This is a genomic window from Cupriavidus sp. 10L43_2, assembly GCF_056395265.1.
Window position 1 is genome coordinate 32,598 of sequence record NZ_JBFTJE010000002.1, and the last position, 18,724, is coordinate 51,321.

The 18,724-nt window shown below is 67.0% G+C and carries 18 protein-coding genes; 12 read left to right on the plus strand and 6 right to left on the minus strand.

The genetic code is table 11. The features are described from left to right. The first annotated feature begins 17 nt into the window (after window positions 1-17). Both AC1DEL_RS02465 and AC1DEL_RS02470 read left to right on the plus strand, forming a co-directional pair. Window positions 18-866, plus strand: coding sequence for a tetratricopeptide repeat protein (locus tag AC1DEL_RS02465; protein WP_092297796.1), 849 nt, complete (start codon window positions 18-20; stop codon window positions 864-866). A 104-nt stretch (window positions 867-970) separates the two neighbouring features. Beyond that, window positions 971-2,551, plus strand: a complete 1,581-nt coding sequence (locus AC1DEL_RS02470; protein WP_092297799.1) for an EAL domain-containing protein — start codon at window positions 971-973, stop codon at window positions 2,549-2,551. A 26-nt stretch (window positions 2,552-2,577) separates the two neighbouring features. Here the strand turns inward: AC1DEL_RS02470 and AC1DEL_RS02475 are convergent, their stop codons facing one another. Together AC1DEL_RS02475 and AC1DEL_RS02480 are read right to left on the minus strand one after the other, a co-directional pair. Next, complete coding sequence (locus AC1DEL_RS02475; protein WP_477125154.1) at window positions 2,578-2,970, minus strand: lysozyme inhibitor LprI family protein; 393 nt, start codon at window positions 2,968-2,970, stop codon at window positions 2,578-2,580. 134 nt (window positions 2,971-3,104) lie between these two features. Next, window positions 3,105-3,938: a class I SAM-dependent methyltransferase gene (locus AC1DEL_RS02480; protein ID WP_477125155.1), complete on the minus strand. Its 834-nt coding sequence runs from the start codon at window positions 3,936-3,938 to the stop codon at window positions 3,105-3,107. A gap of 141 nt (window positions 3,939-4,079) precedes the next feature. Between AC1DEL_RS02480 and AC1DEL_RS02485 the strand changes: the two genes are divergently transcribed. Continuing rightward, window positions 4,080-4,646, plus strand: coding sequence for a TetR/AcrR family transcriptional regulator (locus AC1DEL_RS02485; RefSeq protein ID WP_092297808.1), 567 nt, complete (start codon window positions 4,080-4,082; stop codon window positions 4,644-4,646). Between the two features lie 49 nt (window positions 4,647-4,695). Next, a complete protein-coding gene (locus AC1DEL_RS02490; RefSeq protein WP_092297811.1) occupies window positions 4,696-5,655 on the plus strand; it encodes a quinone oxidoreductase family protein in 960 nt (319 codons plus the stop codon). 6 nt (window positions 5,656-5,661) lie between these two features. On the opposite strand, the gene AC1DEL_RS02495 is transcribed toward AC1DEL_RS02490, so the two are convergent. Beyond that, window positions 5,662-7,059, minus strand: coding sequence for a GAF domain-containing sensor histidine kinase (locus AC1DEL_RS02495; protein WP_454757102.1), 1,398 nt, complete (start codon window positions 7,057-7,059; stop codon window positions 5,662-5,664). A gap of 334 nt (window positions 7,060-7,393) precedes the next feature. Here AC1DEL_RS02495 and AC1DEL_RS02500 point away from each other — a divergent pair, with 334 nt between their 5' ends. From AC1DEL_RS02500 to AC1DEL_RS02530, 7 genes are all read left to right on the plus strand, one after another. Next, complete coding sequence (locus tag AC1DEL_RS02500) at window positions 7,394-8,086, plus strand: TetR/AcrR family transcriptional regulator (RefSeq protein WP_477125156.1); 693 nt, start codon at window positions 7,394-7,396, stop codon at window positions 8,084-8,086. Window positions 8,087-8,088: 2 nt separating this feature from the next. After that, window positions 8,089-8,943, plus strand: coding sequence for an FAD binding domain-containing protein (locus AC1DEL_RS02505; RefSeq protein WP_477125157.1), 855 nt, complete (start codon window positions 8,089-8,091; stop codon window positions 8,941-8,943). Further along, the gene (locus AC1DEL_RS02510; RefSeq protein WP_477125158.1) at window positions 8,924-11,749 is read left to right on the plus strand and encodes a molybdopterin-dependent oxidoreductase; all 2,826 of its coding nucleotides are present in this window, start codon (window positions 8,924-8,926) and stop codon (window positions 11,747-11,749) included. Before AC1DEL_RS02505 ends, AC1DEL_RS02510 begins: the two co-directional genes overlap by 20 nt. Window positions 11,750-11,770: 21 nt before the next feature. Continuing rightward, window positions 11,771-13,054: an MFS transporter gene (locus AC1DEL_RS02515; protein ID WP_477125159.1), complete on the plus strand. Its 1,284-nt coding sequence runs from the start codon at window positions 11,771-11,773 to the stop codon at window positions 13,052-13,054. Between the two features lie 86 nt (window positions 13,055-13,140). After that, a complete protein-coding gene (locus tag AC1DEL_RS02520; RefSeq protein WP_092297961.1) occupies window positions 13,141-13,803 on the plus strand; it encodes a response regulator transcription factor in 663 nt (220 codons plus the stop codon). Window positions 13,804-13,934: 131 nt separating this feature from the next. Beyond that, window positions 13,935-14,669, plus strand: a complete 735-nt coding sequence (locus tag AC1DEL_RS02525; protein ID WP_477108073.1) for a sensor histidine kinase — start codon at window positions 13,935-13,937, stop codon at window positions 14,667-14,669. A gap of 30 nt (window positions 14,670-14,699) precedes the next feature. After that, the gene (locus tag AC1DEL_RS02530) at window positions 14,700-15,530 is read left to right on the plus strand and encodes an alpha/beta fold hydrolase (RefSeq protein WP_255370911.1); all 831 of its coding nucleotides are present in this window, start codon (window positions 14,700-14,702) and stop codon (window positions 15,528-15,530) included. Between the two features lie 27 nt (window positions 15,531-15,557). Here AC1DEL_RS02530 and AC1DEL_RS02535 read toward each other — a convergent pair whose 3' ends face one another. Further along, complete coding sequence (locus AC1DEL_RS02535) at window positions 15,558-15,833, minus strand: FmdB family zinc ribbon protein (protein ID WP_092297832.1); 276 nt, start codon at window positions 15,831-15,833, stop codon at window positions 15,558-15,560. A 233-nt stretch (window positions 15,834-16,066) separates the two neighbouring features. Here AC1DEL_RS02535 and AC1DEL_RS02540 point away from each other — a divergent pair, with 233 nt between their 5' ends. Next, complete coding sequence (locus AC1DEL_RS02540) at window positions 16,067-16,594, plus strand: DUF3016 domain-containing protein (protein WP_441590870.1); 528 nt, start codon at window positions 16,067-16,069, stop codon at window positions 16,592-16,594. On the opposite strand, the gene AC1DEL_RS02545 is transcribed toward AC1DEL_RS02540, so the two are convergent. Together AC1DEL_RS02545 and AC1DEL_RS02550 are read right to left on the minus strand one after the other, a co-directional pair. Beyond that, a complete protein-coding gene (locus tag AC1DEL_RS02545) occupies window positions 16,591-17,997 on the minus strand; it encodes a sensor histidine kinase (RefSeq protein ID WP_092297838.1) in 1,407 nt (468 codons plus the stop codon). The genes AC1DEL_RS02540 and AC1DEL_RS02545 overlap by 4 nt on opposite strands. 19 nt (window positions 17,998-18,016) lie before the next feature. Further along, a complete protein-coding gene (locus AC1DEL_RS02550) occupies window positions 18,017-18,721 on the minus strand; it encodes a response regulator (RefSeq protein WP_092297840.1) in 705 nt (234 codons plus the stop codon). Between the last annotated feature and the right edge of the window lie 3 nt (window positions 18,722-18,724).

Genomic DNA, 18,724 nt, shown 5'->3' on the forward strand with positions numbered 1-18,724 from the left:
ATGACGGATGCGTATTGATGGATGACTACTCCATGCGCGATGTCCAGGGCGTTCTGGGCATTTCGCGCACCGTGGTGACGGCGCTGATCGCCGCTGGCGTGATCGCCCCCCGGCGCGGCGCGCGCCAGGCCTATCGGTTCACGTTCCAGGATGTGGTGCTGCTGCGCACGGCCCAGTCGCTGCGCGATTCGCGTATTCCCACGCGCCATATCACCCGCTCCCTGAAACGGCTGCAGGGGCTGGGCGAGGGGCGGCCGCCTACCGGCCTGCGCCTGTCCGCCGTGGGCGGCGACGTGACCGTGCAAGACCGCCAGGGCCGCTGGCACGTGGACACCGGCCAGTTCGTGCTCGACCTGGACGCGGCCGGCAGACCGCCGCACCCATCGGGCAATATCGTCGATCTGCGACACGCGCGCGCACCGGCAGCGCCGTCCCCCTCGGTCGGCGACACCGATCCCACCGGCTGGTTCGAACGCGCCGTGGCCAGCGAGCAGCATGACGACGCCCCCGGCGCCGAAGCGGCCTATCGTCAGGCCGTAGCGGCGGCGCCGGACTACCTCGACGCCTGGCTGAACCTGGGCTGCCTGCTGAGCGAGCAGGGCCGCCATGCCGATGCCGTGGCCAGCTACCGGGCCGCGCTCGCGGCATTGCCCGCGCAGCCGTTGCTGCACTTCAACCTCGGCGTGGCGCTGGAAGACGCCGGCGCGCCGCGCGAGGCGCTGGAGAGCTACCACGCGTGCATCGAACTGGCCCCTGATTTCGCCGATGCGCATTACAACGCCGCGCGGCTGCACGAGGCCCTCGGCGACCCGCGTCGCGCCATCCGGCATTACAACCAGTACCGCAGGCTCGAGCCAGTGGACTAAACGCCACAGCGACGCGCATGTAGGCGCTTGTCGGACAGCATTGAAACGGCAGGCCGGCCCACAATCAGCGGACAGTCCAGGTTGGCGGAGGGGAAGTCTTGGGCATGGCATGGCGCGACCGCTTCGAGGGATGGTCTTTCTCGCCCGTCACGTGGCTGGTGTCGTTGGTGGTGTGCGCCGTGACCACGGCGAGTGCGCTGTGGGTGGGGCAGCAGTATGCCCAGCAACTGGTGGATCGCCGCGAGTCGATCGTCGCCCAGGACGTGGTGGCCGCCATCGAGCGCATCATCGCCACCGTCGAGCGCGAGGGCGCCCTGCACGTGGCGCCGCTGGCCGGCCGGCCCTGCGCAGAGATCGGCCGCCCGCTGCGCGAGCGCGAAAGCTACATCCCCTATGCGCGCGCGGCGGCCGTGGTGGCCAATGACGTGATCTATTGCTCGTCGGCGCGCGGCGAGATCAAGGTGCCGCTGAGCTGGTATTTCGGCGATAACAAGGCCGCCGCGCGACAGCAGCGCATCGTGCTGGTCGGCCGCACGCCGTTCCGCGAACAGGCGCCCGCGCTGGTGCTGTACCTGCCCAGCGCCACCGAGCCCTCGCAGGGCGCGATTTTCCTGATCGACGGCACCTACCTCGTGGACACCCTGGCGCACGGCAAGGAATTCGGCGCCGGCACCATCGCCCTGAGCGTCGGCGAGGCCACGATGGACCAGGACGGCACCTACCGCGACGCGCCCACCGCCATCCCACGCAGCACGCTAGCCCGCTCCACCGCATATCCCCTCACCGTGGCGGTGGCGGCATCCCCGGCGTTCTCCTGCGAGCTGTTGCACCGCTACGCCCTGTTCATCGGCGCCATCGGGCTGCTGCTCGGGCTGCTGGCCGTGGCCGGCTTCCTGGCCGTGGCCGCGCCGAAGCGGCTGCTGCTCCAGGCCGTGCGGCAGGGCCTGCGGCGTGGCGAGTTCCATCTGGCCTACCAGCCGATCGTGGCGGTGCGCACGCGCGAGACCATCGGCGTGGAAGCCTTCCTGCGCTGGCGCCATCCGCGCTGGGGCATGATTCCGCCCTCGTCGTTCATCGAAACCGTGGAATCGACGGCGGTGATCGACGACATCACGCGCTTCGTCCTGCATCAGGCCGTGGACGACATGAACCGCTACCGCCCGACGCGCGCGCTCCATGTTGCCGTGAACGTGGCGCCGCTGAACCTGCGGCGCAAGGGCTTCGCGGCGGAACTGGCGGCATTGCAGGCATCGATGCCGGACGGCTCCGGGCTGGTGATGGAAATCACCGAGCGCCACCTGCTGGCCGACCACGGCGCGGCCATGGAGGCGTTCGACCGCCTGCACCACGCCGGCATCCGCCTGGCCGTGGACGACTTCGGCACGCGCAACAACAACCTCGACATGATCCGCAACTTCCCGTTCGACTACCTGAAGATCGATCGGCAATTCACCCAGGACGTCTCCCCGGACGGCCGGGCCCTCCTGCGCAGCATCGTGGCAATGGCCCACCACTTCCGGCTGGTGGTCATCGCGGAAGGCATCGAATCAGAAGCACAGCACGCCTTGCTGGCCGAAGTCGGCGTCGACTGCGCCCAAGGCTACCTGTACCGCCGCCCGGCCAGCGCCCGGGAGATCCTGGGGGACGGGGAGGTGCAGGAGTCGAAGGCGGTGGTGGCGGCTTAGGTGGTGGCGCAGGGGGGCCATCACATTTACTTCAAAGGCAGGTCGACCGTGGCCCGCTGAAGCTGGTCGGCGCGCCAGTGGTTAAGCTCGGCCTCACAGGCCAACCGCCAGATTTCCAACGCGTTGCCAATCGCGCCGCCGCCCAGCGCTGCGGCAAGCGAGCACTGATCCTTGCGATAGGTGGCAAAGGCTTTCGTGCTGGCAGCCAATCGCACTTTTGCGAAATTGACGTATTTGGGGTCTTCATCCCATCCGGCAAGTCGGCCACTGGCCTCCGCCTCGGCAGCCTTCAATGCTTTCCGACTTTCGTCGACTTTCGCCACAAGGCATTCGCGCATGCCAGCCCGCGAATACGCTCCGCACGCTTCGCGCAAGGTCCGCTCGTTGACCGTGGCAGCGGGCGCCGCGTAAACCGGCATTGAACCAAGTGCCAGCCATAGGGCGACGAATCTTATTGCGCGGATGATGTCGGAGTGCCTCTCAAAAGTGATGTCATATCAAGCCGGCCATCCTATTCAATTGCGCGATATCGGCCAATGACACCCGACAAACCTCACCCCTCCGCCCCAATCATCCAGCACGCCACATCCAGCCTGACTGTCTCGCCGTGCACGTACGGGTCGAACGCCGGGCGTACTACGTCGATGATGGCTTTCTGCCGGGTTTCGTCGAGGTTGGGGAGGATGCGGCCCAGGGGGCCGAGGCGGGTGATGTAGGTGAGCAGGTCTTTTTCGGCGAAGGTGCAGGTGACGTCGATGGGCTGGAGGTCGATGTCGTGCCAGCCGCTGTCTTTTAGGATTTGTTCGACGCGGGCGGCGTTGGCGAAGGCGAACTGGCCGGGGGCGTTGGGTTGGCGCGGGGGCAGTTCGGGCAGCAGCGGGGCGGCGGCCTGTTCGGCGGTGGTCATGAAGGGGTTTTCGCCGGCGCTGCGCCAGGCGATGACGCGCAGCAGCCCGTTGGGGCGGAGGGCTTGGCGCAGGTTGGCGAAGGCGCGCACCGGGTCGTCGAAGAACATCACGCCGAAGCGGGAGATGATCAGGTCGAAGCTGGCCGGGGCGAAGGCGTGCGTCTGGGCATCGGCGAGGATGAACTGCGCCGGCACCTGCTCGCGGGCGGCGCGGGCCTGGGCGGCGGTGATCATCGGGGCGGAGATATCGATCCCGGTCGCATGGCCGGCCGCCCGGGCCACGGCCACGGTAGTGCCGCCGGTGCCGCATCCCACGTCCAGGACGGCGCGCGCCTGATGCTCAGTCGTGGTCCGGGCCAGCAGGTCTTCGAACGGCTGGAACAGCTGGTCGAGGATCGCCTGGGCATCGACCCAGGCATTGCCGGCCGTGCCATTCCATAGCGCGGTCTGGGAGTCATCGGTCGGGCGGGTGGCATCCATGCGGGTCTCCGGGTGGTCTGGCGTTGTCTGCACGCGTCGAAGCCAGCAATATGCCAGTTGCGCCGCGCCCCGCCGGATGCCCTCACAATCGAAATGGCCGGAATTCTTGACTTATCGTTCCAGAACGCCTAGATTTCACCCATGGCCAGACCAAGAGAATTCAACAAGGACGAAGTCCTCGACGCGGCGATCGGCGTGTTCGGGGAGCATGGCTTCGCGGGTACGTCCACCGAGATGCTGACCGCCGCCATGAAAATCGGGCGGCAGAGCCTCTACGCCACGTTCAACGATAAATGGCAACTGTATTGTTCCGCGGTGGAGCGCTATGCCGGGGCGGAAACGCAGGCGCACATTGCCACGCTATACAGCAATGCCAAGGCTTTCGAGGGCATCCAGCGGATGGTCGAACGGGTGGTAATCCACGCCGGCGAGCCGTGTCTGGGCGTCAGTTCGATCAGCGAGTTTGGTACCGAGCGCGCGGACCTGACCCAGATTCGTCATGATGCGGCGAACGTCCTGGCCAAGGCCTTTACCGCCAGAATCAAGGAAGCACAGGTTGACGGCGATATTGCAGCGGATCTCGATCCGCATCACATCGCCGGATTCCTGCAGGCGAATTTCGCTGCCATTCGGCTCGCTGCCCGTGCTGGAGCCGGCGAGGCGGAATTGCGCACCTTTGGAAAGCTCACGCTGAAAGCGCTGCGGTGAGCTGTTTTTTTTCTCTATTTTGGAACGAACGTTCAAGAAAGGATGACAAATGAAAGTCGTAATGCTGAATAGCCCGGACGTGATCGATGTGGTCGAGGCGCCCATCCCGGTGCCTGGAAAAGGGGAGGTACTGGTCGAGGTTGCCGCTTCGGGCGTGAATTTCATGGACATTGGCGTCCGGCGGGGGGAGTTCTGGACGGAAATGCCTTACCCGAAGGCGCTGGGCGTCGAAGGTGCCGGACGGGTGGTGGCCACCGGTGAAGGCGTCGACGACATCCAGCTCGGTCAGCGCGTGGCCTGGGCTTACGCGCCCGGCAGCTATGCCGAGATGGCCGTGGTCCCGGCAACCTCCCTGGTGCCCGTGCCCGATGGCATCGACGATCGGACTGCTGCCTCCATCATGATGGCGGGGCTGACCGCCAGCCACTTCGCGACCGAGTTCTATCCCGTGCAACCTGGCGACGTCGCGCTCGTACACGCGGCGGCCGGTGGCGTTGGGCTGCTGCTGACGCAGATCATCAAGCTCCGGGGCGGCCGGGTGATTGGCCGCGTATCGTCGGAGAGCAAGGCGGTGATCGCGCGGAATGCCGGAGCGGACCACGTCATCGTGGACAAGGCTGGCCAATTTGCCGAAGAGGCCGTGCGCCTGTCCGGCGGCGAGGGCGTGCACGTCGTCTATGACGGCTCCGGTCCCGCGACCTTTCAAGGGTCAATGGATTCGCTCCGGGTTGCAGGGACGTTCTGCTGGTTCGGGCCGGTCCTGGGTGGCCCCGGTCTCATCGACATCATGAGCCTGCCGAAGAGCGTCAAGCTTGGCTACGCGGTCTTCGCCCATCATGTGCGTACGCCGGAACGCCTTCGGGCGCACGCGGCGCAGCTCTTCCGGTGGGTCCTCGACGGCAGGTTGCGCACGACCATCGGCGGTGTTTATCCGCTGGCGGCCGCCGCGCAAGCCCATGCCGACATGGAAGGGCGGGCGACCACCGGCAAGCTGCTCCTGGTGCCGTGAACGTGCCTATTGCATCGCGCTCCAGAGGGCAGGCAGGCGCGGCAGCGTGATGGTGGCGCGCGTGCCGCCTTCCGGGCGCGGGGTCAGGTCCAGTTGACCTTGATGCGCGTCCACGATGGCCTTGCAAATGGTCAGGCCCATGCCCATGCCGTTCGGCTTTGTGGTGAACAGCGGCTCGAAGATGCGGTCCGCCAGTTGCGGATGGAAACCTTCGCCGCCGTCGTCGATGTCAATGCGCAGCACGTCTTGCGAGGGGCTGCATGCCAGCACCAGCAGTCTTTCGCCAGCCGGCTGCCCATGCATGGATTCCGCGCCGTTGATCAGCAGGCTGATGATGGCCTGTTGCAATTGCACACGTTCGCCGCGTACCTGCGTCGAAGGCGGGAATGCATCGAGGCGCAAATGCACGTTCATGGCATCGAGCGTGCAGGCGACGATCTCTGCCGCCTCTCGAACGGCCTCGCCGAGGTCGAAGGCGGTGAAGGTCGGCTCGACCTGGCGCGCCTGCGCGCGCAGGCCGCTGATGATGGTGCGGGCGCGCATGGCGCAGGCGGAGATGTGCGCGAGCATTTCGCGGGCGGCATCGATGTTCGGGGTGCTGCGATCGAGCCATCTCAGGCCGGCCCGGGCAGAGGAGTCGAGGGCCGAGACGGGCTGCGCAACTTCGTGCACGATCGACGCCACCATCTCCCCGAGCGCCCTGAGCTGGCTGGCACGCGCCAGTTCCGAGAGCGTATCGCGCATTTTTTCCTCGGTACTGCTCAGCCGCGCGCCCTGCACCGAAAGCGCGTCATGAAGGCGCGCGTTTTCCAGGGCGAAGCTGGCCTGCAAGGCAATGATCTCGACCACGGCGATCTTTGCCGGGGTAAAGGCGCCTGCCGCGTGCCGGTGTTCCAGATACAAGGCGCCGACCGCCGCGCCATCGCACCGCATCGGCACGCAGACTACGGAGCGGGGCGCGCAACGTCGGACATAGTCGTCGCCCCCCCAATGATGCGCGGCGCAGGCATCGTGGAGCGCCAGTCCGCTCTGCATGTGGATGGCTGTCGACAGGATGGACAGCGGCAGGTCGGCCATGGGCAGGGGCTCGGTACAAAAGGCCTGGGCGTCCGATGCCGTGGCGCTGGCTACGGTCTCCCAGCTGTCTGCGTGCACGACCGCGATAAAGCCCCACGTGGCCTCCGTGCTTTGCATGGCGGCATGGAGCAGGGTGCCCAGGCGCCTGGCCGGCATGACCTCCGTGGCCAGGGTCCGGGAGGCCCGCCGTAGCGTGTGCATGTCAAGGTCGGGTAGCCATGACGATGGGGGGCCATCGAGTGTTGGCGCGATTTCGGCGGCGCTCCTCTCGGAGGCCGGTTTCCAGGCCGGCGCGGTGCGCCGGGAATTGTCGAGTTCGTTGTTCATTCTTCTTGCCTCTCGCCCACCTGTCGTGGACCCCGTTCAACCTGGATCCGTTCACTTCATGTAGTGAACGCTCCATTAACCAACGTTAGCACATCGGCGTTGACAATGACAGATGGAAATCTGATGAGGTGTGGATTCCGGCTCGCAGAAACGAGGTGGCTAATGATTCTAAACTGTTGAACTACAACGGTATTTCGTCGCTAACTTGCAACTGCTTTTAGGGCCATGTATGATCATTCACTCATGTAGCACTCACTGTATGAAAATTGCAGTACGAGTTCTGGTCGGAGAATGTTGGTGCGGCGGATCGGCATGCCGCCACCATAGGAGTGATATGACCCCAGCAGGAAAAAAGGCTGTGCGCGGAACCGGCATCCGGGAAGCGACGGCGCAAGCCACCCGCGACAAGATTCTTCGCGCGGCGACCAAGGTCTTCGCTCGATACGGCTACGAAGGCGGCAGCGTGGAAAAGATCTCCAGCCTGGCGAAGTCTTATGACCGGATGATCTATTACTACTACGGGAGCAAGGAGGGGCTGTTCGTCGCGGTGCTGGAAGACATCTACCGGCGAATGGACGAGGCCGAAGCCAAGGTGGCGCCGGATCCGGCGAGGCCGGTGGAGGCGCTCGAGATCCTGATCCGGTTCAAGCTGGACTACTACCGGCGCAATCCCGAGTTCGTCAATCTGCTCAACACGGAGAACCAGCACAAGGGCCGGCACGTGTCCAAGCTGGAGCGCCGGGGCGAATATTCGGCGCATGCGGTGCAGATCGTGGCCCGGATACTGGCGAGTGGCGCCGAGCGGGGTCTGTTCCGCCCGGACCTGAATGCGCGCGATGTGTTCCTCCTGATCGCATCGGCGGCCTATTTTTATACGTCGAACCGCTACACCTTGTCGGTGTTCCTTGGCGAGGAACTGGATACCCCGGAAGCGGTGCGCCATTGGGAAGAATTTGTGATAGATAGTGTGTTGCGCGCCGTCCGCGCGGATGCCCCCGCCCCGGCAACGCCGCCTTCCGCCCCATAGCCATGAACTATTTCCGTGCCCACACCGTCGAGGAAGCGCTCGCAACGCTTGCGGATGATCCGCGGCGGCGTGTGGTCTGCGGCGGAACCGATGCCTTCGCCGATCTGGCGCTCGTGCCGGCCCGGTCGGAATGGGTGGACATCAGCCGCATCGACGCCTTGCGCCGCATCGAGCGGTGCGATGGCTGGGTGCGGATCGGCGCCGCCAGCGCCTGGGAATCCGTCGCACTGACCACGTGGCTGCCGGTGGCGCTCCGGGACGCGGCGGCGGCCGTTGGCTCGCTGCAGATTCGCGTCCAGGGCTCCATCGGCGGCAACCTGTGCCACGCGTCGCCGATTGCGGATGGCGTGCCGCCCTTGCTGTCGCTTGATGCGCAGGTCGAACTGGCGAGTGTCCGGGGCGTGCGGCGGCTGCCGCTGCACGAATTTCTCCTGGGCGCCCGTCAGGTCGCCCTGAAGGCCGATGAACTGCTCGTCGCCATCCTGTTTCCGCTGCCGGCCGACGCGGACCGCACGGCGTTCGTCAAATGCACAAATCGTGACGGCTCGGCCCTCGCCGTGGTATCAGCCGCCGTGCGGCTGCGCATGTCCGCAGTGAACACAGTGGAGGACGCCGCCGTTGCTGTCGGCGGCGCCTCGGCGGTCGCGCTGCGGATGCCGGCACTGGAGGCGTCATTGCTGGCGCAGCGGCCGGAAGCACTGCGCGACATCATCGACGGCGCCTCGCTTGCAGCCCTGTCTCCGATAGAAGACTGCCGCGCGACTGCCGCCCATCGCACCCATCTCGCACGGCTCGCCATCATGCGCGCCTTGACCCATTGCATCGAGGAGGCCGCTCATGGCGTATCTGCTGGATGACATTTCCCTTTCCGTTCCCAACGCAGGCGCTGCCGGCGAAGCACCGACGCCGCCCGGTGAAGAGGGCTTCGAACTGAACGGCAAGCGCCTGCCGCTGCCAACGGACCAGTCCCAGCGCCTTCTCGACTACCTGCGCGCCGGGCTGCGGCAATTCGGCACGAAGGACGGCTGTCGCCAGGGTGACTGCGGAAGCTGCACGGTCCTGGTGGATGGCGAGCCGCGCTATGCCTGCCTGACCCCCGTGGGGCAGGTGGCGGGTCGCCGCGTCGTGACCGTCGAGGGACTGGCCGAAGGCACGCAGTGTGGCGCGCGGCTCCAGCAGGCGTTTCTCGCGCATCAGGCGGTGCAATGCGGCTTCTGCACGCCGGGCATGCTGATGGCGTCGGCGACGGCGATCGACGCCGGCCGCGTGACCGATCGCGCAACTGCCCGTGCCGCCATCGAGGGCGTGCTGTGCCGGTGCACCGGCTACCAGAAGATCGTGGACGCCGTGACCGAAGTCGGTTGCGGCAGCGGGGTGCGGCATTGCACCCCCCCGCCATCCGAAGGCCCCGCCGTGGGCGTGCCCCTGACTCGGCTGGATGGGCCGGAGAAGGTCGATGGGAGCCAGCGCTTCGGCGGCGACGCTTACCCGGCCAACAGTCTGGTCGTGCGCGCGGTCCGCAGCCCCCATCACCGTGCGCGCTTCGCATTCGGCGACCTGAACGCGTTCGTCGATGCGCATCCCGGTGTGCATCGCATCCTGACCCATGCCGATGTCCCCGGGATCAATCTGCATGGTGTGGCCACCCCGTACGCCGATCAGCCTGTCCTGCCGGAAGCGGAGACGCGGCACTATCTCGAAGCGGTAGCGCTGGTCGTCGGCGAGCGCGAGGCGATCGAGGCCCTGTCCCTGGCGCGCTTTCCCGTGGCGTGGGAGCCCCTCGCGCCGGTTCTGACCCCCGCAGAAGCCGTAAGCGAAGGCAGCCCGCAGCTCCATGCCAACCGTCCGGGTAATGTGCTGATCGAAGGGCACGTACGCCGCGGCGACACCGGGCGCGCGATTCAGGACGCCCGTCACGTGGTGAGCGCCCCGTTCAACTCGAGTTTCGTCGAGCACGCCTACCTCGAGCCGGAAGCGGGCTGGGCGCGGCGCGTCGGCGACATGATCGAGATTCACTCGTCCACCCAGGCGCCGCACCCGCATCGCGGCGATCTGGCCCGTATCCTTGGCGTGCCGCCCGAGCGGGTGCGCGTGGTGGCCACGGCCGTCGGCGGAGGCTTCGGCGGCAAGCTGGACATGACGGTCCAGCCGCTGCTCGCCATCGCGGCGTGGCACCTCGACAGGCCCGTGGCCATGGTGTTCTCGCGCGAAGAATCGATGGGCACCTCGACCAAGCGCCACCCGGGCCGCATGACGTCTACCATGGCCGCCGATGCCGATGGCCGGTTGTGCGCGGTGGAGTTCGAGGGCGATTTCAATACCGGTGCCTTTGCCTCCTGGGGCACCGCTGTGGCCAATCGGGTGCCGGTGCACGCTGGCGGCCCGTACGTCCTGCCGCACTACCGTGCGCACACGCGTGCCATCCATACCCACATCACCCCCGCCGGGGCGTTCCGTGGCTTCGGCGTGCCGCAGACGATGATGTCGCAGGAGCAACTGATCGACGAACTTGCGCTCGCGGCGGGCATCGATCCGCTGGAGTTTCGGGCGAAGAACGCCCTGCGGCCCGGCGACTCGTTGCCGACCGGGCAGGTGCTCGACCACAGCGTGGGGCTGGTCGAATGCCTCGACGCGCTGCGTCCGGCATGGCAGGCGGCACGGAGCCGCATCGCCAGCCTGAACGCAGCCTCGCCCAGCCATATTCGCCATGGCGTCGGCATCGCCGCGTTCTTCTATGGCTGCGGCAACACGGCGTTGCCGAATCCTTCCACGGTGCGCTTCGGTGTCCGGCCGGACGGCACGGTGGTCCTGCATCAGGGCGCGGTGGACGCGGGGCAGGGCGCGAACACGGTCATTCCCCAGATCGCCGCCGACGCGCTCGGTGTTCCGGTCGACCAACTACAGTTCATCGGGCCGGACACGCATCTCACACCGGATTGCGGCCGCACCTCGGCGTCGCGCCAGACCTTCATCACGGGCCGCGCAGCCTATCTTGCCGGTACGGCCTTGCGCCACCGGCTGCTGGCGCTGGCAGGCGCGGCGGCCGATGCGAAGATCCGGGTCAGTGCGAGCGGCATCGCCATCGACGATCGTGCCCTGGATCTTCGGACGCTCCCGGTCGACGCCCACGGCTATGTCGTCGCGGCGGAAGAGCGTTTCGATCCGCCCATCACTTCTCTAGATGCCGCCGGGCAAGGCAGTCCCTACGCGACCTATGCGTTCGGCGCCCAGATGGCGGAAGTGGTGGTGGACTGCGAGAGCGGACGCGTCCGCGTGCTGAAAGTGGTGGCGGCGCATGACGTGGGCCGCATGGTCAACCCGACGCTGCTCGAAGGGCAGGTCGAGGGGGCGGTGGCGCAGGGCGTCGGCATGGCGTTGATGGAGAAATACCACCCGGGCCGGCACAACAATCTGCACGATTACCTGATTCCCACGGTGCACGACATGCCCGAGGTCCAGTCGATCTTCATCGAGGCGCCCACGGCCATCGGCCCCTACGGGGCAAAAGGCATTGGCGAGCCGGCATTGGTGCCCACGGCGGCCGCCATCCTCAATGCCATCCATGATGCGATTGGCGTGCGGATCCGCGAGGCGCCTGCTACCCCCGATGTCATCCGTCGCGCGCTTGCCGCCCGCGACGCGGCATCCGGCCTGCCCCGATAGTTCCTTCGAACGGCCTAGACAATGACAACAAAAAACATTGACCAGCCCGCGTTGCCGAGCCCATCCAGCCTGGACTGGTATGCGGAACTGAGCCCGCAAGCCAGGCGGACGTTCCTGGCATCGTTCATCGGCTGGGCCACCGATGCCTTCGATTTCATGGTGTTCAGCTTTGTCCTCGCGTCACTGATCGACGTCTGGGGACTGGACCGGGGCCAGGCAGGGCTGCTGGGCACCGTGACGCTGATCTTCTCCGCGATTGGCGGATGGATCGCGGGCATGCTGGCGGACCGCTACGGCCGGGTCAAGGTGTTGCAGGGCACAATCCTCTGGTTCTCCGTCTGCACGTTCGCGATCGGCTTCGCGCAGAATTTCGAGCAGATCTTCGTGCTCCGTGCCTTGCAGGGGCTCGGCTTCGGCGGGGAATGGGCCGTGGGCGCCGTGCTGATCGGGGAGATCATCGCCCCGAAGCACCGTGGCAAGGCGGTCGGCCTGGTGCAAAGCGGCTGGGCGGTCGGCTGGGGGCTCGCGGCGATTCTCTACAGCATTGCGTTCTCGGTGCTACCCGAGTCGCTGGCGTGGCGCAGCTTGTTCTGGGTGGGCGTCCTGCCCGCGCTGCTCGTCCTGTACGTGCGCAAGCACGTGCCGGAGCCCGAAGTGTTCGCGACGGCGGCCGAGGCAAGGCGACAAGGGGTCAAGCCCGCTTCGATGTGGGTCATTTTCTCGCCGGCGTTGCTGCGCCGGACCGTGCTGGCCGCGCTGCTGTGCACGGGCATCCAGGGCGGCTTCTATGCGATGTCGACATGGCTGCCCGCCTACCTGAAGCTGGAGCGGCACCTGTCCGTGCTGAACACCGGCGGCTACCTGATGGTGATCATCGTGGGCTCCTTCTGTGGGTATGTCGTCGGCGCCTATCTGTCCGACTACTGGGGGCGCCGGCGCAACTTCATCCTGTTTGCGCTGCTGTCGATCGCCTCGGTATACCTCTACCTGACGCTGCCCCTTTCCAACGCGGAGATGCTGTGGCTCGGTTTCCCGCTGGGCTTCGCGTCCTGCGGCATTTTCAGTGGGGTCGGCGCCTACCTGACGGAGTTGTATCCCTCGGAAAGCCGCGCCAACGGGCAGAGCTTTACCTACAATTTCGGGCGCGGCATCGGCGCCCTGTTTCCGAGTCTGGTCGGCATGCTCAGCCACTCCACGAGTCTTGCCATGGCCATCGCCATTTTCTCGGGGGCCGCGTACGGCGTGGTGCTGCTCATGGTCTTGCTGTTGCCCGAGACAAAGGGGCAGGCGCTGGATACCGTGTAGACCCATACCTTGGTATGGATGCGCGCCTGCCGGCGTATGTCAGAGCATTCCAGATTCACTTCTTCTATAGCGCACCGTTTCCGACCATGACTGCCCCCCACCATGCTTCCACGGCTTATCCGCAGGTGCTCGCCCAGGGCACGGTCCATATCGTGGACGACGACGAACTGATGCGCAAAGCCCTGACCAGCCTCCTGGAGTCCATCGATCTGCAGGTCCGGGCGTTCGGGTCCGTGGAGGACTTTCAGCGCGCGCCGAAAGTGATCGGCCCCGCCTGTCTTGTGCTCGATGTCCGCCTGCGCGGGCAAAGCGGGCTCGCGTTCCAGAAGTCGGCAATGCAAAAGGGCCAGCCGCACATGCCGATCGTCTTCATGAGCGGCCACGCCGATATCGCCATGTCGGTGAAGGCCATGAAGGCTGGTGCGGTCGATTTCCTGGCCAAGCCGTTCCGGGACCAGGACATGATCGACGCCGTCATTGCCGCGCTGGAGCGCGACATGCAGCAGCTTGAAACGGAGCAGTCGTTGCGCGGGCTGCGACGGTCCTGGGATACGCTGACCGCCCGTGAGCGCGAGGTCCTCCGGCATGTCGTGGCCGGCATGATGAACAAGCAGATTGCCGCGGCCATGGGCATTGCCGAGATCACCGCGAAGATTTATCGCGGCCACGCGATGCGCAAGATGAACGCGCGCACGGTGGTAGAGGCCGTTCAGATCTTGCGCGCGCTGGGCGAGGCGCGCGCTGCCTAGCCCGGCCACCGGCGAAGCGTTCGCGTAAATGAAGGTTTAGGGACCGCCATCTCACCGGATGATGGCGCCTTGCACCGCGTCATGGTGATATTCCGCAGCGCCGTTTGGTTGACGGCGAACGGAGAATGCCAATGACTATGGAACCGGGAGCCCTGACGAGTGTGCTCCTGCTCGGATGCGCCGGATTGCTGCTCTTTGCACTGGTTTGTGCGCAATGGATGTACCGGCGATGCAAGGCGCGAGAATCCGAGCTGCTGACCATGCAGGCATCGTATGCGCATGACTTGCGCACGCCGCTGACACGCATGCTGCTGCGTTGCGAGATGATCGACGACGCGCCGCTGCGTCACGCCATGGAGCGTGATCTCGACGAAATGCGGGAACTCGCCGAAGCCAGCCTGTCCTGCGCGCGCATGCAGAGCGGCCTTGTACAGCCGCTGCGGAGCGTGGACGCGGATAGCCTCCTCGACGTGCTGGTCCAGGACTATCGGGATGCGGGCTGCGTACTGGCGCTGGAAGGGCAGGTGGGACGCCCGATCGTCACCTGTCCACACGCGCTGCGCCGCGTGCTGGTCAACCTGATCGACAATGCGTTTCGCTATGGCAGCGTTGTCCGCATCGCCGTTCGCATGGAGAATAGGCGCCTGCATCTGGCTGTGATCGATTCCGGACCCGGGATCGCGCCATCGGAGCTGGATGCCGTGTTGAGGCCATGGTACCGGTCGCCGCACACCGCCAGCCGGGGTCCGGGCAGCGGCTTGGGGCTGGCCATCGCCCTGCGACTGGCCAAGGCCATGCGTGGGGAGTTGAAGCTACAGAATCGGCGCGAGGGCGGCCTGGAAGCGAGCTTGTCGCTGCCGCTCTGAGCGGCGCGGATTCACTGGGGAGGCAGGATTTTGAAGGAAGACACATCGGCGGCAGCATTCGTCGCACGATTGACGGCGCAGGGCACGACCCGCGTCACGGAAGCGGCCGGGTGCCGCATGGTGTGGCGCCGCTTTGGCAGCGGGCCGGATGCGCTGCTCGTGCACGGCGGCCACGGCAGCTGGCTGCACTGGGTGCGCAATATCGAGGCGCTGGCGGCCCGCCATACGGTCTGGGTGCCCGATCTGCCCGGCTACGGCGTCTCCGGAGACCCGGTGGGGACCGACATGCCGGCGCTGGTGGAGGCCGTGGTGGCGAACTTCGCCCAACTGCCCGATATGGGCGATGTCGATCTGGTCGGCTTCTCGTTCGGCGGGCTGACGGCCTCGCATCTGGCCTCCCGCCTGCCCAACGTGCGCGGGCTGGCGCTGCTGGGGCCGGGTGGCCACGGCGGCACACGGCGGCAGACCATCGCGCTGGTCGACTGGCGCCGCGCCGAGAGCCCCGAGACGCTGGCGGCGGCGATGCAGCAGAACGTCGCCGCGTTCATGATCGCGGACCCCGCCAAGGTGGATGCGCTGGCGCTGCTCGCCTACACCGAGTCCTGCCGCGACACGCGCTTCCGCAGCAAGCAGATTTCACGCGCCGGCGGGCTGCGCGCGGCGCTGGACCGCTTCGGTGGGCCGGTGCTGATGGCCTTCGGGGAGCACGACGTGACCGCCGATCCGCCAGAGGTGCTGGCAAGCCTGATCGACGGGCGGGAAGGCCGGCGCGGCGAGATCGTGCCCGGCGCCGGCCACTGGGTCCAATACGAGGCCGATACGGCCGTCAACGCGCTGCTGCTGGCGTGGCTGGCGCGCTGAGCGGACGATAAACGTAGACTGGCCCGGTCAGCCCGAGCTGAACTTGGACCACCCCGCGCCACCCCGGCCGCCATCGGCACGCCCGGCCAGCTTCACCGGCCCGCAGCAGGCACACCCTGCACCATGGCCCGCCAACTCCGACGGCACGGCCCCCGGTGCCCCCGCCAACGCCGGCGCGGCCACCAGCGCCCGCGCCGCAGCCTTGCCACAGTGCGGGCAGCCAACCGGCTCGTCCCGCTGCGCCATCGGCCGCATCAACGCAAAATCGCCGCAATCGTCACACCGGTAGTCATAGGTGGGCATCGCTTCTCGCTGGGTCGGGAAATAAGAGGGGTTCAGCTTACGCCAGGCCTTGTGAGACGTCGATGGCGGGGAACCCGGGCGGTTAGGGGCCAGATGCGTTTCCCCCGCTGACCTATCCTGAAACCATCCCGGGCTCAGCGGCTTGATGCCGGGTGGCGCATGCGTTCCTGTCCTGATTTGTCCGGGCATCGTTCGTCGGCGTTCCAGGCCGTGCTTTCTGCAGGCGTGATGCCATGTCCACGTACTTTCTTCCCGTTCTGGTTGCCTTGGCGACGCTGGGGGTGTCCGGGGCGGCCGGCGGGGCGCCGGCGCCTTCGCAGGGGCAGCCGTCTTCGGCGTTGTCGGTGACGTTCATCCATCCCGAGACCTATACCGATGCCTCATGGTCGCAGTCGTATGGCAGTGACCGGCAGGTGCTCGATGACATCCGAAAGCACTTCGCCAAACTGGCGGCGCGCAAGTTGCCGGAGGGGTATTCGCTGACGATCGAGGTGCTGGACATCGATCTGGCCGGCTATATCGACTGGCGCTACGCGCAGCAGGTGCGCGTGATCCGGGATGCCACGTGGCCGCGCATGACGCTGCAATATGAACTGCGCCACGGTGACGAGGTGGTGGCCAGCGCGCAGGAGCGCATCTCGAACATGAATTTCGGTTGGGGCGTGAACCTGTACGGGCCGTCGGACCGGCTGCGCTACGAGAAGGTCATGATCGACGACTGGTTCGGGCGCCGGATCGGCAAGCTGACGGGCAAGAGCTAGGCCGCCTCGCCCCCGGCAGGCGGGAAATGAAGCGCGATGGTCAGGCCGCCGCCGGGCGTGTCGCCGAGCACGATTGCCGCGCCGTGGAGTCGGGCGATTTCCCGCACGATGGATAGTCCGAGCCCGCTACCGGCGCGCGCTGCGCTGGCCTCGCCCCGATAGAAGCGCTGGAACACAGGTTCCCGGTCCTGCGGCGCGATGCCGGGGCCGTTGTCCTCCACCTGTAGCCGCGTGCCGCGCACACGCACCGTCACCATGGCGCCAGCGCCCGCGTAGCGCACCGCGTTGTCGATCAGGTTGCCGAGTAGTTCCTGGAGGAGTTCGGGCTGGCCGTCGATCTCATCCTGCGCGTCGCCAGCTTCGGCAACGTCTCCTTCGAAACCCAGATCCACCCCGTCCCGCCGGGCGAGTGGCGCCCAGTCCAGGGCCACCGCCTGCGCCAGCGCGCCGAGCCGCAGCCGGTGGAGCGTGGGCGCGTAGCCGCTGTCCGGCTCCAGCCGGGAGAGCGACAGCAGCTGCTCCACCTCCTTCGCCGCCTGCCGGACCGAGCTGTTGAGGCGGGCCAGATGCGCCCGCGCGCCGGCCAGTTCGCGTTCGCGCAGCGCCAGTTCCGATTCGGCCTGGATGATGGCCAGCGGCGTCTTGAGCTGGTGCGCGGCATCGGCAAAGAAGCGCTTGCGCCCCTCGACCATGCGCTGGAGCCGCGCCACGTACTGGTTGACGGCGTTGACCAGCGGCTGGGTCTCCACGGGCAGCGTGGCGGCGTCCAGCGGCTGGAGGTCGTCCGGGCCACGCGCGCTTATCGCCTCGGACAGCCGGTGCAGCGGCCGCAGCCCGCGCCGCACCCCGAACCAGACGATGGCCAGCGCCAGGCTGACCAGCATCAGCTCCTGCAGCAGCGATCCCATCAGGATGTCATTGGCCAGTTGCGCGCGCGGCTCGGTGGTCTCGGCCACGAGCACCCAGACCAGTTGCGTGCGCGCGGAGCGCACGTCGTGCAGCGGCAGCGGCATGGCGGCCATCCGCACCGGCTCGCCGCGATAGTCGGCATCGTAAAACTGCGTGCGATAGAGCGCGCGCACGGGTTGGGCCGGCATCGGCAGGGCCGGATAGCCGGTGATGGTGGCGCCGGTCTCGTCGCGGATCTCGTAGTAAATGCGCGAACCGGCTTCGGCGTCGAAGACTTCGAGGGCGAGGTAGGGTACCTCCACCTCCACGCGGCCGTCGCGCAGACTAATGCCCTCGCGCATGGCCTTGAGCGAGGCGGCCAGCGTGCGGTCGAACGCCTCGTGGGCGGCGGCCATGGCGCGGCGGTCGGTCAGCCAGGCGTCGAGCGCCAGCAGCCCGAGCAGCGGCAGCAGCAGCCACAGCGAGAGCTGCCAGCGCAGGCTCGCCGATTTCATCGCCGAGGTCCTGACCGGCTCACGGCTGGGCGGCGAGGTTGGCGTCCTCGGGGGCCGGGGCGCGCACCTCGAGCAGGTAGCCCAGCCCGCGCAGCGTGACGATGCCGACGCCGCTGCCTTCCAGCTTCTTGCGCAGCCGGTAGACGTAGATCTCGATGGCGTCCGGGTTCACCGACTCCTCGATGCCGAAGATCTTCTCCGATAGCGCGGCCTTGTTGACGGCCCGGCCATCGCGCATCAGCAGGATCTCCAGCACCGCGCGCTCGCGCCCGGTCAGCGCCAGCAGTGTGCCGTGCAGCGTGAAGGCCCGGCTGACGGCGTCGTAGTGGAGTGGCCCGCAGTGCAGCGCGGTGCGGTCGTGGCCGTGGCTGCGCCGGATCAGCGCGCGGGCGCGGGCTTCCAGTTCGGTCAGGGCGAAGGGCTTGGCGAGGTAGTCGTCGGCGCCGAGGTCCAGGCCGCGCACGCGGTCTTCGACGGAACCGTGCGCGGTCAGGATCAGCACCGGCACCGGGTTGCGCCGCTGCCGCAGGCGCCGCAGCACTTCCAGGCCGTCCAGGCGGGGCAGGCCGATATCGAGGATGGCCAGCGCGTAGTCCTGCGTGGAGAGCAGGTTGTCGGCGCTCGCGCCGTCGTGCATGCAATCGACCGTGAAGCCGCTCTGGCCCAGGGACTCCACGAGGGAGGCGGCCAGTTTCAGGTTGTCTTCGGCAAGCAGGATACGCATGGC

Bases quoted from the DNA above. Each gene is read 5' to 3' on its own strand.
- AC1DEL_RS02495 (WP_454757102.1), bottom strand. From the start codon at position 7,059: ATGAACAACGAACTCGACAATTCCCGGCGCACCGCGCCGGCCTGGAAA.
- AC1DEL_RS02485 (WP_092297808.1), top strand. From the start codon at position 4,080: ATGGCCAGACCAAGAGAATTCAACAAGGACGAAGTCCTCGACGCGGCG.
- AC1DEL_RS02510 (WP_477125158.1), top strand. From the start codon at position 8,924: ATGGCGTATCTGCTGGATGACATTTCCCTTTCCGTTCCCAACGCAGGC.
- AC1DEL_RS02500 (WP_477125156.1), top strand. From the start codon at position 7,394: ATGACCCCAGCAGGAAAAAAGGCTGTGCGCGGAACCGGCATCCGGGAA.
- AC1DEL_RS02550 (WP_092297840.1), bottom strand. From the start codon at position 18,721: ATGCGTATCCTGCTTGCCGAAGACAACCTGAAACTGGCCGCCTCCCTC.
- AC1DEL_RS02470 (WP_092297799.1), top strand. From the start codon at position 971: ATGGCATGGCGCGACCGCTTCGAGGGATGGTCTTTCTCGCCCGTCACG.
- AC1DEL_RS02505 (WP_477125157.1), top strand. From the start codon at position 8,089: ATGAACTATTTCCGTGCCCACACCGTCGAGGAAGCGCTCGCAACGCTT.
- AC1DEL_RS02480 (WP_477125155.1), bottom strand. From the start codon at position 3,938: ATGGATGCCACCCGCCCGACCGATGACTCCCAGACCGCGCTATGGAAT.
- AC1DEL_RS02475 (WP_477125154.1), bottom strand. From the start codon at position 2,970: ATGCCGGTTTACGCGGCGCCCGCTGCCACGGTCAACGAGCGGACCTTG.
- AC1DEL_RS02545 (WP_092297838.1), bottom strand. From the start codon at position 17,997: ATGAAATCGGCGAGCCTGCGCTGGCAGCTCTCGCTGTGGCTGCTGCTG.
- AC1DEL_RS02535 (WP_092297832.1), bottom strand. From the start codon at position 15,833: ATGCCCACCTATGACTACCGGTGTGACGATTGCGGCGATTTTGCGTTG.
- AC1DEL_RS02525 (WP_477108073.1), top strand. From the start codon at position 13,935: ATGACTATGGAACCGGGAGCCCTGACGAGTGTGCTCCTGCTCGGATGC.
- AC1DEL_RS02520 (WP_092297961.1), top strand. From the start codon at position 13,141: ATGACTGCCCCCCACCATGCTTCCACGGCTTATCCGCAGGTGCTCGCC.
- AC1DEL_RS02540 (WP_441590870.1), top strand. From the start codon at position 16,067: ATGTCCACGTACTTTCTTCCCGTTCTGGTTGCCTTGGCGACGCTGGGG.
- AC1DEL_RS02490 (WP_092297811.1), top strand. From the start codon at position 4,696: ATGAAAGTCGTAATGCTGAATAGCCCGGACGTGATCGATGTGGTCGAG.
- AC1DEL_RS02515 (WP_477125159.1), top strand. From the start codon at position 11,771: ATGACAACAAAAAACATTGACCAGCCCGCGTTGCCGAGCCCATCCAGC.
- AC1DEL_RS02465 (WP_092297796.1), top strand. From the start codon at position 18: ATGGATGACTACTCCATGCGCGATGTCCAGGGCGTTCTGGGCATTTCG.